This is a genomic window from Streptomyces cupreus (assembly GCF_014257025.1).
GTDB classification, from domain to species: domain Bacteria; phylum Actinomycetota; class Actinomycetes; order Streptomycetales; family Streptomycetaceae; genus Streptomyces; species Streptomyces cupreus.
Window position 1 is genome coordinate 58,620 of the sequence record NZ_JACMSF010000025.1, and the last position, 13,167, is coordinate 71,786.

The following is a 13,167-nucleotide window of genomic DNA, read 5'->3' on the forward strand; positions in this document are numbered from 1 at the left end:
CACCACGACAACCCGAGTTCAAGCTCAGTAGTCAAAGTGTGCGGCGGCGGACACTACGCACACCGGTATCTGCGAGGCTCAGGCTTCGTACACCCATCGGCCTACTGTGCCGATTTGGAATTCCTGATCCGACAATGTCGCGCGCCGGTTGAAAACTGCGCTCAAGCATGGTCGCTAACTGGCTGTTCTCGGTGGGCCCCTGAGCCTCCAGCGCGGCAGTCTCCGGAGCGAAGACATCGCTCCTGCCGGTACCTCGCTCGTCGAGCACCACGAGGGCGCCGTCTTCGCGGCGATCGGCCAGCGCGGTACCGGCTCGCGTTGGAACATCTACCGTCGGCGCGCTCCGCTGACGGCAGTTCAGCCGGGGCAGCAGCGCCGGCTCGCTGTGAAGGCGGTGTCCGTGGCGGAGCCTTGACATCTCATCCCGCCAAGAACCGCTCCCGCCAAGGGGCCTCGCTCATGGAAGCCGGTCCGGTCAGCCGAAGGAGGGCCGGATACAGTGCGTGGAACGGCAACCTGCTTCGTGAGGGGAAGCGTGACCGACACCAGCGACACCCGACCCGCCGACAGCGAAGCACACGCGCCACGGCCAAGCCGGCTGCTCCGTCTGATGCGCTACCTCCCGCTGATCGCCCCTGTCCTGCTGTGGGCGGCGCCGTATGGGGTGCTCCTGCACACCGGACAGCACTGGCCGGTGCCCGTCACGCTCGCCGGCACCGCCGTGTCCGCCCTCGGCCTCGTCGGCATGCCGCTCGCGATGATGCGCGGACACGGCCGGCGTCAGCAGGACCGGGCAGCGATCGTCGGTGACACCTTGCTGGGCATCAGCTGGGTCCTGTTCACCTGGTCCATTCTGCTCGGTGTCCTGCTACGGCTCGCCCTGACGGTTGCCGACGTCGGCGAGGGCCAGGACCGGGCCCGAATCGTCACGTGGACCGTTCTCGGCATTACCGCCGCACTGCTCGCCTGGGGGTACGTCGAGGCCCGCCGCGTGCCACGCGTGCGCCGACTCGACGTGCAACTCCCCCGTCTGGGTGCCGGGTTGGACGGCCTGCGTGTCGTCCTCATCACCGACACCCACTACGGCCCGCTCGACCGCGAACCCTGGTCGGCACAGGTGTGCGAGACCGTGAACAGCCTCAAGGCCGACCTGGTCTGCCACACCGGCGACATCGCGGACGGCACGGCCGAACGCCGCCGCGCCCAGGCCGCTCCACTCGGAACCGTGCGGGCCACCCAGGCCCGCGTCTACGTCACCGGCAACCACGAGTACTACAGCGAGGCCCAGGGCTGGGTCGACCTGATGGACGAACTGGGCTGGAAGCCACTGCGTAACCGCCACCTGCTGCTCGAACGCGGCGGCGACACCCTCGTGGTCGCCGGCGTGGATGACGTCACCGCCGAGTCCTCCGGACTGGCAGGACACCGCGCCCACCTCGCCGGAGCCTTGCACGGCGCCGACCCGGACCTACCCGTCCTGCTGTTGGCACACCAGCCCAAGTTCATCGACCGGGCGGCAGCCGACGGCGTCGACCTTCAACTCTCCGGCCATACCCACGGTGGGCAGATCTGGCCCTTCCACCACCTGGTCCGCCTCGACCAGCCCGCCCTCGCCGGCCTCAGCCACCACGGCCCCCGCACCCTCCTCTACACCAGCCGCGGCACCGGTTTCTGGGGCCCGCCATTCCGCATCTTCGCCCCCAGCGAGATCACCCTGCTCGTGCTCCGCTCCCCGCACCTGCCCACCTCGAAGTAGCACTCGACCGGCCGGCACATCCGCCAGTAGTGCTCGGTCGGGTTGATATCGGTTCTGGCATGGCGCGGTGACCGGTGGGAGGGACAGGTGCCGGTCCACAACCCGACGAGTACCTGCAGTTCACGGGCACCTGGTAGAGGTTCAGACCAACACCGTCCGTTTTCTAGACCGGGTGATGGCCTGGAGGGTGCGGAGGGCGTGCGCGACGGAGACGACGGAGCGGTGGCGCCGGCCTCTGAAGATGCGCCATCTGCCGCAAAGTCCTGGAACTGAACAAGAGGTCCGTCGCCGCACCGACGTGGTCGGCATCTTCCCCGATCGCACCGCCATGCTCCGCTTGGCCGACGCCGTCCCGGCCGAGCAGAACGACGAAGGCACCGAGGCCCGCCGCTACAAGGGACTTGAGCGCGACATCGTCCGAATTGATGGATGCCCGTCAGCCGGTCCTGCAGCTCTCACTGGACATGGAGGACCCGGCCGATGGTGATCTTCGTCGTTGACACCCACAAGCGCAACCACACGGCAGTCGCAGTTGACGAACGCGGACGCGAGCTGGGCAGCCACACAACTGGTACCACCAGCCCAGACCACCTGCGCTTGCTTGCCTGGGCCCGTCGCTTCGGCGAAGACCGCACGTGGGCCGTGGAAGACTGCCGTCAGCTCTCACGCCGTCTCGAGGGAGACCTCCCCGCCGCCGGCGAACGGATCGTGCGCGTCCCGCCCAAGCTCATGGCCCACTGCCGCACCGCCGCCCGCACCTACGGCAAGTCCGACCCCATCGACGCTCTGGCCGCAGCCCGAGCGGCACTGCGGGAACCGGACCTGCCCACCGCGCACCTCGACGACGCGAGCAGGGACGTGCGCCTGCTGATGGACCACCGCGACGACCTGGTCGCCGAACGCACCCGCGTGATCAACCGGTTGCGCTGGTACCTGCACGAACTGGACCCGGCACTCGACCCTCCAGCTCGCAGTCTCACCCAGCGCCCAAGCAGGTACTCACCGTGGCGGCCTTCCTCGACGGCCGAAACGGCCTCGTCGCACGCCTGGCCAGGCAACTGCTGGCCCGCTGCCGAGAGCTCACCGCGACCGTCCGGGACCTGGAAGCCGAGATCACCGCCCTCGTTAACCGACTGGCCCCAGCTCTCCTGGAGATTCCCGGCTGCAGCGCTCTCACCGCAGCAAAGATTCTCGGTGAGACCGCCGGAATCACACGCTTCAAGTCGAAGAGCGCCTACGCCCGGCACAACGGAACCGCGCCTCTGCCCGTGTGGTCCGGCAATCGCGAACGTCACCGACTCAGCCGTATGGGAAACCGCCAGCAAACGTCGCACTACACCGCATCGCCATCACGCAGGCTCACTACCATCCCGAAGCACGGGACTACCTTGAGCGCCGCCGCCAGGCCGGGACACGAGCACAGAATCGATCCGCGTCCTCAAATGCCGACTTTCCGATGTCGTCTATCGGGCCTTGCGCCGCGACGTTCACCCTGCCGAGGAGCCACAGGTCCCCCTCGCAGCAGCTGCTTGGCATAGGAGCAGATGCGCAATCGGGACCGGGTCTGACGGGCAATACCTGTCACGCCGGTGATGTCAGGAAGACGTCAGGCAGAAGGGGTGGCCAGCTGGATCCAGGAGTACCCGCCAGCGTCCGTTGCCAGGCTGATGGTCCGGTTTGGCCGCTCCGAGTTCCAGCGCCAGCTCTTCCATCGCATCGAGGTCGTCAGCGCGGAAATCCAGGTGGAACTGTTGTGGCACGTCCTGACCCGGCCACCGCGGAGCCCGGTATCCGTCAACCCGCTGGAAGCCCAAATCACAGCCGGAGTCGTCCGTCAGCGCCGCGAACTCGTCCGTACTGAAGAGCTCGCGCATCCCGGTCAGTGCACCGTAGAAGCCCGCCAGCGTCTGCGGGTCGGCACAGTCCAGAGTCACCCCTCGCAGTTCAGCGCCTGGCACCATTCGCTCCTTCGTGTCCGCGCGTCTGTCTCCGTAAGCCGCCGCTGCACGCGATCACCGGCCCACAGCGACACCGTACTCGCCACATCCAGCGCTCAAGTAGCGGTTTACCCCTTCCTGAGAGCAACGGGTGGCTGTGACCAGCGCTTTCGATACACCCCCTAGGGCTCGCAGAGAATCGGGTTTGATCTTTGATGGGGGTCGGCCGCTGTACTTGTCGAGATGGGCAGCCACGTCTGTCGGAGTGCGGAATCTGGCAGTTGAGGGCGGGATCGCATGATCGTGCTCGGCCAGGAGGGGCCGTACTTGCTGAACGGCACGCGTGAGAGTGCTTCCGGCGACACCGAAGAGCCGGGCGAGCAGTTCATGGGTGCCGATCTTGCGGAGGCAGAGCACGGTGGCCAGGATCCGCTCTTCATCGGAGAGCTTGTCCTTGGCACCCGCGCCTCGCGCCCTTCGGCGCTCACCGCCCCGGCGTTCGTGTCGGGTCCGCTCGCGTCGTTGTGCCAGCGCCGGGATCAACACGCGGACCAGAGCGTCCAGTTGCGGAACGGTCATCCCGTCAGCTCCGGATCACGGAGAGAGCCGACGTCAGGGCCGACCAGAAGCTCAGGCAGTCGAGCGGTCGTGCCGGCGTCGGTCTCCGTTCCCACCTCAGGTGGTGAGAGCACGCAGGAATCGGCTGGGTGGAGCGTGTAATTCCAGTCGCCGTGGAAGCGGTGCCTGCTCATGGGCAAAGCGTCGACCTGCGCGTCGGCGACCTTCACGCCGGTGTCGTAGGTGCCGGTGTCGAGTTCGGCTTCGACTCTCAGCCCGGCCCCGGTGGCGGTCGCCGCGATGCTGTTCACAGTGACTTCGTGGCTGGTCAACGGCCTGCCACGCCAGTTCATAGAGATGTGGGAGAACAGCCGGTGCTCCACCTTGTTCCACTTCGATGTCCCCGGCGGCAGGTGGCAGACGGTGATCTCCAGGCTCGTCTCGGCGGCCAGGGCGGCGAGTTCGCCCTTCCAGGCCCGGGTGCGGTAGCCGTTGGAGCCGCCTGCGTCCGCGGTGATCAGCAGACGGGTGGCGTGCGGGTAGTCGTGCTGGCCGCGGGCCTGCCACCAGCGGCGGATCGAGGCGACCGCGAACGCCGCCGTGTCGTGGTCGGTGCCGACGCTGACCCAGCCGGTGTTCGCCGCGACATCGTAGATCCCGTACGGGATCGCCTTACCCGGCCCCTGCCGGTCCAGGAAGTCGTGCGTCTTGACCAGGGCGGGTTGCCCCGTGGGCATCCACTCGCGGCCGCCATTTTTGTACTGGCCAACCAGCTCCTTCTTCTTGGTGTCCACGCTGATCACCGGGTCACCGGCGCCCAGTGGTCCTTGGCCCGGTAGTTGATGTAGCGGAACTGGGTATCGTGGTCCGGGTGTTGTGCGCCCTCGATCGTCTTCGCGTTGGCCTGCAGGCTGAAACCCTCCTCACGCAGCAGGTCTCCGACTGCGTCCGCACAAACCCGGTGTCCTTGGCGGATGAGCTCGTCGGCGAGTTTCCTGGTCGACTTGGTGGTCCAGCGCAGCGGCGCCATCGGGTCTCCGCGCATGTCCGGCTCAACCAGGGCCAGCAGGGCCGGCCGCAGCCCCGGGTCCACCTCGGCCGCCCTCTTGCGCCCACCGCCCGGACGGCGCACCCGCCCCAGCGGCTCCGCCCCCGCTTCCAACTCGTCCACGCCCTACGGACCGTGGTCTCACTGACCTGGGCTGCCCGCGCGACCGCCCGGATCCCGCCGTGGCCCAAAATGCAGGCTTCTGCGCCCATCAGCAGCCGCCGCTGTCGCTCGTCCAGATGCGGGAACAACACCCCGAACTTCACGGCCAGTTGATCAGGCGTCTCGTCCAGGATGCCTATACCACGTGAACGAGCTCGGACGCGGGAAGCAACACCTTGATTGTCTGCGAGCCCTAACGGGCTGCCCCGCGATTGGTTTTGTACGCGGGTCGCGACAGCAGATGTACATCTCGTCGAGCCCCCTGTCGACGCAGAGTCGATGTACACGAGCACGGAGAGCACCCAAGTCAGGCCGGACGATGCGATGGTGTGATGATGTCGGTCATGGCTATCGAATCAGTCGTCGTGCGGCAGCGCGTCGAGGATCTGGACGCGGCTGTGCCCTTCTACGAGAAAGTGACCGGAAGCACCGCATCCCGTTTCGCCTTCGCCGGGGTCACCCTGGCAAGCGTCGGGCCCTTCCTGCTGTTCAGCGGTCCGGACGAGGCCGTGCAGCGAGTTGCCGGCGTGGCGGCCACCCTGGCGGTCGCAGACCTGGACGCAGCGGTGAAGGAAGCGGTGGCGGCAGGCGCCGAGGTGATGGTTCCTACCTCTCCAACACCGAATGGCCATCGCGCCGTGCTGCGGCACCCGTACGGCGGCGTCTTCGAGTACGTCGGCCCCTGAACCTTCGGCCACCGCGATTGATCGCGGGCCGTGACATGACGACGGCCGCGCGGGTTCTTGAGGGGTGAAGATAAAGCAAGCCCGCACGGCCATGTCGCATCCTGCCTTCTGCGGCGTCACACGCCCACATCTCGGCGAGTTGATCGAAGAGCTCGCGCCTCGCTGGGAAGCGCTCTGCGAGTCCGGGCGGCACGAGCGGCGTCGGGGCGCCCGCCGACGTCAGCCCGGCACCGGGCCGACGTACGAACTGGTCTTCACCGACCGGCTGCTGGCCACCCTGGTCCACCTGCGCACCGGCCTGACCCCACAAGGCCTGGCCGTGGTCTATGAGGTGGGCTCCTCCACCATCGGCCGCGCGATTAGCGAGATCCGTGCCCTGCTCGGCGAGCGCGGCTTCGCCGCCCGGCCGGCCTGGAATCCGCCTGCGCACCCTGGAGGATGTGTTCGCCTACGCTGCGGCCGAGAATGTCACGCTGCGGATCGACGGCACCGAGACCCAGGTCCGCCGGCCCCAAGGCGCACTGCCCCGGCAGAGGGCCTTCATCTCCGGAAAGCGCAAGCAGAACACCATCACGATCAGCGACGGCCAGGGCCGCACCCCGTGGTCCGGGGCCATCCGCCCCGGAGGTATGCATGACCAGACCGCCGTCCGCACCGAGGGCATCGCCGAGCAGTTCCGGCAGCACCCGACGGTGAGCCGAGGTGGACGAGGGCTGCAGGGGCCTGGCCAACGAGTTCCCCGACCAGGTCAGCGCTCCGCCCAGGAAACCGGCGGGCATCAACAACGCGCCGCTGACCGCATGGTACGCATGGCGTGAGATGCGCCGCCGTCAGTCCTCCCGCCGCATCTGCGTCGAATGCTGCGGGACCTGCCGTCCAGCGGCGACGCGGTGCGTCAGGTCCTGCTGCGGCAGGGCTCTTGGCCGCAGCACTGGTCCCCCTACGGTTTTCCCGGAAACACCAGCCCGGCCTCACGCCTTACGTCGCGGAGCCGCGGGCCACACTGGGGCCGCGGCAGTGCCAGGACTGTCACGCCTGGATTCCCCCGGTCGGCGGGCTGGATTCCGTTGCGACCCGTGCCGGCACTGGCGCGAGAGGCACCCCGGGGCCAGTGCGTGCGCTGGCCCGGAACAACCTCCCCTTACGCGGCGGTCGATGCTGCGGCTGCCACCCCTATTCGACATCGCCGGCCGGGACGACACCTTCACGTTCTGGCAACCGCACCCCCAGGCCGTCTTGGCCTCCCTAACGGTGAGGGCCTGGTCCTGCGACGTCTCGGCCACAGTGCAGGAGACGTTGAGCGACGGCCTCGGTGAGTGGGCGATCTTCCAGGACGTGACGCCGGAGCCGCCGGTGCGGGGACAAGGCGAAGACGCCAACGGGCGGGAGGTCGGAGCGGCTGCGGTAGGGACGGGGTTCGCGGTAGTCGTCGTGTTCCGGGAACTGGTCGAAGAGGAAGAGGGCCGCCAGGTGGGAGAAGCCCTCCAGACCCTGGAGGCAGGCCTCGCCGAAGCGTTCGTCGACGGTGATTGTGCTGCGGACGGCACCCCAGTCATCCGTGTGCTGGACGTCCGTCCGGTTGTTCCGGACCGTACCTATCGGTGTGATCTCGAAGCTCGGTACGGCCAGCTGCGCGGGAGGTCCAATTCGTAGCGAGCGACACGGGACCCCGGCAGCAGCACCCTTGCGGGTACGGCGGCCGGGGCCGTCGTACCTGTCCCGCTCAGAAGATCTTCCGGCCGGTGACGCGGAGCCGCAGTGCCTGGCCGCCGCTCTTCAGGAGCATCTTCCGTACGGTCGGGTCGCCGTGCCTGGTGAGCCACAGCGCCGTCTTGGCGATGACGGGCGGCTTCGGGCTCATGAAGTGCACCGAGCGCTTCTGGAATCCGAATGGCTTGGGCATGAAGTTCGCGCTCTCCAGGACGTCCCACAGTGCCTCGGCCGCCTCGTGCGCGGTGATCTTGCCCGCCTGGTGCGCGTCGACCTGGGCCACCATCGTGTCGAAAAGGTGTTTGTAGCCCTCGTGGTCGGGCCAGTCGTAGCCGAGGTACTGGCCCTTCTCCAGGTCCTTGAAGTGCTGGTCGCTGCCGTCCTTCTGGTACTTCGTCAGGCCGGCGCGGGCGCGGAAGGTGCCGAAGTTGTTGCCCCACACCCAGACCCGGAAGACGGCCTTCCAGAACTCGAAGTGGTCGAACGCGGTGTACCCGCCGTTGACGATCTCGTCGTTGTAATGGAAGCGGGCGCGCTGCCACTCGTCGTAGTCGGCGAAGCGCTCGGCGGAGAAGTCGCCGTCCTGGCAGGCCTGGATGAGGCGCCAGGCGAGCCGGTTGACCGCGTCGCCGGTGTTGGCGAGGCCGTAGGAGAACAGCGGGTCGATGAACCCGGCGGCGTGCCCCAGCAGCGCCCAGCGGTCGCCCACGGTGCGCTTGGAGGAGTACTGCAGCCGGTCGGCGCTGACCCACTCGCGGACCGGGGTGACGCCGGCGTACTGCCGCTCGATGTCCGGGAAGCGGGAGGTGATGTCGGCGAAGTCCTCCTCGATGGAGTGGTTCGGGTTCTTCGGGTAGACCCGTGGGTCGACGGTGAGCCCGATGGAGCACAACGGGTTGCGCGACAGCGGGGTGTTGTCGAAGCCGATCACCCAGGCCCACCCGCGGTGGAACGTGTGGTGGACGGTGCCCTCGTACCACGGTACCGGCGGCCTGTGCTCCGGCGCCCGGTCCCACAGGTCGTCTGTGTGGGTGATGCCGTAGACGTGAGTGAACATGGACCGTGAGTGGTGCTTGAACACCGGGATCTCGTCGCGCAGGTCGAACTTCTTCGCGATCGGCGAGCGGTAGCCGCTGGCGTCGACGACGTAGCGGGCGCGGAACTGTTCGCCCCTCTCGCCGTGCAGCGTGACGCCCGAGTCCTCGAAGTCGATGTCCCCGATCCGGAAGTCCTGCAGCGGGGTGCAGCCGCACTTGATTGCCAGGTGGAAGACGAAGGCGTCGATGTCCTGGCGGTACAGGTGGTGCGCCTCGTGCAGCAGCCCGGGGGTGTGGAACTCGTTGGTCTCACGCGGGTTTTGCGGCTTGCCCTCCTCGTGGCGCAGGAAGCCGAAGTGCGTCTTGGTGCCGAATGTCGGGCCGATCGTCTTCGCGCAGTCCTTCAGGGTGCACAGAGTCGTCAGCTCGGGCACGTTGTAGCGGGCGGCGATGATCCGCTGGGACACGTTGGTGTACGGGATCGTGGCCTCGCCCACGGCGAAGCGCGGGTGCACGCCTGCGTCGATCAGCAGCACCTTGAGGCCGTTGCGGGCCAGCGCCGCACCCAGCATGGAGCCGCCCATGCCGGCACCGATGATGGCAATGTCGAACCGTTTGTTCTGCGGGCTCATGTGGTGTGTGCTCCTCGGGGGTAAGACGGCGGTCAGGACCGCGGCGCAAGCGGCGAGCGCAGGCTCCGGCCCACGACGGGCCAGGTGGCGACGGTGTGCTTGAACTTCTCGCCGAGGCCCACCTCGTCCGGCGACCGGCGCTTCTTGCCGAGCAGGGCGAGGCCCTCGGCCACGAGAGGGCCGATCTCGGAGGGCGCGTCGTTGCGCGCCCATCGCCCGGTTCCGGCGCCCTTGCGCGGGAGGCCGTCGAACCAGCGGTTGGACGTGTCCGTGAGACCCAAGGCCGGCGGCAAGAAGTCCGCCCTGTGCAGGGCGGCGAGAATGTTGCCGGCCGCGGTGCCGCTGTCCTGCCCGCCCTCCTGCGCGAACTGCACCTGCCCGCTCACGTACGCGAGCAGCTCCCGCAGCGGCGGGTAGTCGGGGATTGCGCCGTCGCGCGCCAGCCCCTCCAGCCGGGCCAGGCTGGCGACGTCGTACGAGTCCAGGAAGTGCGCGTACGCGGTGCCGATCTCGAACGTGGCGAGGATCTGACCGAGCGACCAGACGCGCAACCAGGTGTCCCACAGGCGGAAGTCGGAGAACGACGTGTAGGCGTCGGCGGCCAGGGCGTCGTTGTTCCTGAGCAGCCCCAACTCCAGCTCCTCGACGTCCGTGAAGCGCTCGGCCGAGAAGTCGTCCTCCTTCAGCGCCTCCAGCAGCCGCCACGCGAGAGCATTGATGATCTCGAACGAGTTACTCAGGCCGTGGGAGAACAGCGCGTCCACGAAGCCGGCGGCGTGCGAGGTGAGGCACCAGCGCTCGCCCACGGTCTTCGCCGAGGAGTACTGCTGCCGGCCCGTGCGTACCCAGGGGCGGACGGCGACGGCGTCCGTGAACTGGCTGCGGATGTCCGGGAAGCGGCTGATGAAGGAGCGGAACTCCTCCTCCGGTGTGCCGTCGAAGTCGGGATGGACCCGCGGGTCGACGTTGAGCCCGACGCTGACCAGCGGGTTGGTGGTGCGGGCGTGGTTGTTGAACGGGATCACCCACATCCAACCGCCCTCGAAGACGTGGTGCAGGGTGCCCTGGCTCCACTTCGTCGGGTGGCCGTGCGCGACCCGCGACAGCAGATCGTCGTACGCCGTCACGTTCATCATGTGCGTGAACAGCGAGCGCGAGTGGTGCCGCATGACCGGCGCCTCATCGCGCGGGGCGAGCTTCGACGCCAACGGGGAGCGGGAGCCGCTCGTGTCCATGATGTAGCGGGCCCGGTAGGCGATGCCGCGCTCGTCCGTGAGTGTGCCGCCCTGCGCGTCGAAGTCGACGTCCACGATCCTCGTCCGCTGGCGGATCTTGGCGCCGTACTTCACGGCCACGTTGAGCATCCAGGCGTCGATGTCCTGGCGGAAGAAGTGGTTCCCGACGGGGGCAGTCCGCGGGACAGGGAACTGGTGGCACTCTTCGAGACGCTGGCGCTCACCCTCACGGTGGTACAGGAATCCGAGATTCTTCCTGATGCCCGAGGTCGTGGCGATCTTTCCATGGACATTCTCGAACGTGGTGAGGTACTTGATCTCCGGCACGTCGTAGCGCTCGCTCACGAGCCGCATCAGCATCGACGTGTACGGGGTCGTCGACTCCCCGATGGCGAAGCGCGGATGGGTACCGGCATCGATGACGAGGACGCTCGCGCCGCCACGCGCCAGAACTGCCGCCAGAGCGGTCCCGGCGAGCCCGGATCCGAGAATCGCCACATCGATGTCGGGCCGCTCGGCCGACCTTGCGGACTTGGTCACTTGGGGCATGAATCCCTCCGGAACTCGGACCGGCTCAGCTGGGTCCGACCGTCCGCAACCGGGCTCGCAGCGGCCTCGAAAACGAGCGGACGCCCTGTCCGTCAAGTCGGCTTCCCGTCCAGTGCTGCAGCCGAGGGCGAGGTCTGCCCAAACGGGACACCGTGACGAGCCCCTGCCATCCACGGACAGCGGCACGGCCAGGAAGGGGGCCACCGAGCAGGGCGATTGCAGTGCCGGAGCGGCCGGGCCTGCCGGGGGCTGGAGGAAACGGATGCTGAGCCTGCCGCTACCAGTCTCGGACGGACTCCACTCCGGAGATGAGGCTGTCGCGGGCGTCTTCGCGGACGGGGCCGTGGGGTACTTCGGCCTCGTTCACGCTGTGGTCGAGGGCGGCGAAGAGTTCTTCGCGCTCGACGGTCTCGAAGAAGCCGGGTCGGCGGTCAAGCTGGTCGCATGCTTCACCGTAGGCGCGCCCGATTTCCTCCATGCGTGTCGATCGGACACCTGCGGGTTCTTCGGCGAACACCTGAAGGATCGCCTTCCGTGTGCGCGTCACCGCTCATCGACGGATCCCTGCCGGGCAAGGAACTCCTCGAACGCCGCCTTCTGCTTCGGATCCATGAAGCCTTGGCGGACATCGCGGGCCTTCGTCTGCAGCCAGTGCGCCTCGTCGGGGTCCAGTAGCTCGGCGACTACCACGCCGTCACGGGCAACCGCTGTGCGCCCTCCTACGCGACGACGAAAGAGCGTGAACGCGCCGAATTCCGTTGGATGGGCCAGTTCTGGCTCCTGCGCCACAGCCCGGTTCTCTCCCCCAGCGGCACTGTTCGGGGAGGCGGTGGGGGCCCAATGCTCCCAGAGCGCCAGCGTGGCCGCGGGCACCAGCACTGCGCGTTCCCCCTCTGCACGCCCCTCCCACACGAACGTGACCGTGACTGGCTCGCCGACGGCCTCGGCCAACCCGAGCACCCTCTCCACCTCATCATTGATCGGGTAATCCACCACGACCTCGATCTGAATGCCCATGACGCCTGAGACTACTGGCCGCCTCAGACTCGCCGGCCCAAAGTCCCTGTGCCTCGACGTCCACGGCGCACCAGGTCGACCGTCCGATACCGGTGATTTCACCGACTGAGCGCCTTTCCGAGGCAACACTGCGATGGAGAGCAGGTAACGGAAAGTCACAGAACGGCCACACCTCTACAGCTCCACCCCAACCAGCGCGATGATGCCCGTCCGCAACTGTGCTCAAAGGGGAACCATGCGCATCCGCACTGCCGCTGTCACCGCCGTCGCGCTCACCTTCGCGCTCACCGCCTGCTCCAGCGACACCGACCAGCCCAGCTCCGAGCCGGAAGCCGGCGCGAGTGAGGTCTCTCAGAAGGACACGGACGACGCTCTTGCCGCCGCCGGCATCCCACCCGCGCCGACCGGCGCCGACCGGCAGGCCCTCCTCGATGCCCTGGCATCCGCTGCCCCGGACGTCGTGCGGTACGAGGACGAGGCGATCGACGCAGCCCGCAATCAGTGCTCGGCGATCAATGGTGACGCAGGCATGCTCGACTACCTCGCCGCGCAGCGCTTCACGTACAAGGACGTGACGACTACGCAAGAGCAGGCAGCGAAGATCAACGAGGCATTGAAGTCCTCTGGCTTCTGCAAGATCTGACGCATGATCCTCCTTTCCGGCAGGGCGTTGATACGGCAGACCAGGGGATGCTTCCAGGCGCCCACGCAGCGGGCGCCAGGCTTCGCCCGGCACGGACATAACGGGGGCGGCAAGGGACCCGGTGATCGCGCCGACGATCGCCTCCTGCGTTTCGCGCACCTGCTGGTGAAGCCGCAGTATTCGAGAAGTGCGCTGTT

The 13,167-nt window shown here is 67.8% G+C and carries 11 protein-coding genes and 4 pseudogenes; 9 read left to right on the forward strand and 6 right to left on the reverse strand.

Features of this window, described 5'->3' with window-relative positions; all coding sequences use genetic code 11:
• Positions 1–535 precede the first annotated feature (535 nt).
• From H4N64_RS22930 to H4N64_RS46815, 4 genes and pseudogenes are all read left to right on the forward strand, one after another.
• On the forward strand, positions 536–1,756 hold the full coding sequence (locus H4N64_RS22930; protein WP_186284285.1) for a metallophosphoesterase: 1,221 nt from the start codon (positions 536–538) through the stop codon (positions 1,754–1,756).
• A gap of 274 nt (positions 1,757–2,030) precedes the next feature.
• Positions 2,031–2,162, forward strand: a pseudogene (locus H4N64_RS46805) (transposase); the annotation flags it as partial.
• Between the two features lie 74 nt (positions 2,163–2,236).
• Positions 2,237–2,641, forward strand: a pseudogene (locus H4N64_RS46810) (IS110 family transposase); the annotation flags it as partial.
• Between the two features lie 119 nt (positions 2,642–2,760).
• Positions 2,761–3,294, forward strand: a complete 534-nt coding sequence (locus H4N64_RS46815; RefSeq protein ID WP_418896284.1) for a transposase — start codon at positions 2,761–2,763, stop codon at positions 3,292–3,294.
• A gap of 57 nt (positions 3,295–3,351) precedes the next feature.
• Here H4N64_RS46815 and H4N64_RS22945 read toward each other — a convergent pair whose 3' ends face one another.
• Both H4N64_RS22945 and H4N64_RS45375 read right to left on the reverse strand, forming a co-directional pair.
• Entirely contained in the window at positions 3,352–3,699 is a 348-nt protein-coding gene (locus H4N64_RS22945) for a VOC family protein (RefSeq protein WP_260859910.1), read from the reverse strand.
• A 69-nt stretch (positions 3,700–3,768) separates the two neighbouring features.
• A pseudogene (locus H4N64_RS45375) lies at positions 3,769–5,601 on the reverse strand (ISAzo13 family transposase).
• Between the two features lie 204 nt (positions 5,602–5,805).
• Here H4N64_RS45375 and H4N64_RS22955 point away from each other — a divergent pair.
• The 4 genes and pseudogenes from H4N64_RS22955 (at position 5,806) to H4N64_RS22965 (ending at position 7,800) form a co-directional block, all read left to right on the forward strand.
• On the forward strand, positions 5,806–6,147 hold the full coding sequence (locus H4N64_RS22955; RefSeq protein WP_186284287.1) for a VOC family protein: 342 nt from the start codon (positions 5,806–5,808) through the stop codon (positions 6,145–6,147).
• A gap of 91 nt (positions 6,148–6,238) precedes the next feature.
• Positions 6,239–6,529, forward strand: a pseudogene (locus H4N64_RS46820) (transposase family protein); the annotation flags it as partial.
• A 58-nt stretch (positions 6,530–6,587) separates the two neighbouring features.
• The gene (locus tag H4N64_RS45380) at positions 6,588–6,965 is read left to right on the forward strand and encodes a transposase family protein (RefSeq protein ID WP_260859893.1); all 378 of its coding nucleotides are present in this window, start codon (positions 6,588–6,590) and stop codon (positions 6,963–6,965) included.
• Positions 6,966–7,302: 337 nt separating this feature from the next.
• Positions 7,303–7,800, forward strand: coding sequence for a hypothetical protein (locus H4N64_RS22965; RefSeq protein ID WP_186284332.1), 498 nt, complete (start codon positions 7,303–7,305; stop codon positions 7,798–7,800).
• A 70-nt stretch (positions 7,801–7,870) separates the two neighbouring features.
• On the opposite strand, the gene H4N64_RS22970 is transcribed toward H4N64_RS22965, so the two are convergent.
• From H4N64_RS22970 to H4N64_RS22985, 4 genes are all read right to left on the reverse strand, one after another.
• Positions 7,871–9,526, reverse strand: a complete 1,656-nt coding sequence (locus tag H4N64_RS22970) for an NAD(P)/FAD-dependent oxidoreductase (protein WP_186284288.1) — start codon at positions 9,524–9,526, stop codon at positions 7,871–7,873.
• Positions 9,527–9,558: 32 nt separating this feature from the next.
• On the reverse strand, positions 9,559–11,310 hold the full coding sequence (locus tag H4N64_RS22975) for an NAD(P)/FAD-dependent oxidoreductase (RefSeq protein ID WP_186284289.1): 1,752 nt from the start codon (positions 11,308–11,310) through the stop codon (positions 9,559–9,561).
• 277 nt (positions 11,311–11,587) lie between these two features.
• On the reverse strand, positions 11,588–11,788 hold the full coding sequence (locus H4N64_RS22980; RefSeq protein WP_186284290.1) for a hypothetical protein: 201 nt from the start codon (positions 11,786–11,788) through the stop codon (positions 11,588–11,590).
• Positions 11,789–11,853: 65 nt separating this feature from the next.
• Positions 11,854–12,327, reverse strand: a complete 474-nt coding sequence (locus H4N64_RS22985; RefSeq protein ID WP_186284291.1) for a hypothetical protein — start codon at positions 12,325–12,327, stop codon at positions 11,854–11,856.
• A gap of 235 nt (positions 12,328–12,562) precedes the next feature.
• On the opposite strand from H4N64_RS22985, the gene H4N64_RS22990 reads away from it, so the two are divergent.
• The gene (locus tag H4N64_RS22990) at positions 12,563–12,970 is read left to right on the forward strand and encodes a hypothetical protein (RefSeq protein WP_186284292.1); all 408 of its coding nucleotides are present in this window, start codon (positions 12,563–12,565) and stop codon (positions 12,968–12,970) included.
• Positions 12,971–13,167: the final 197 nt, after the last annotated feature.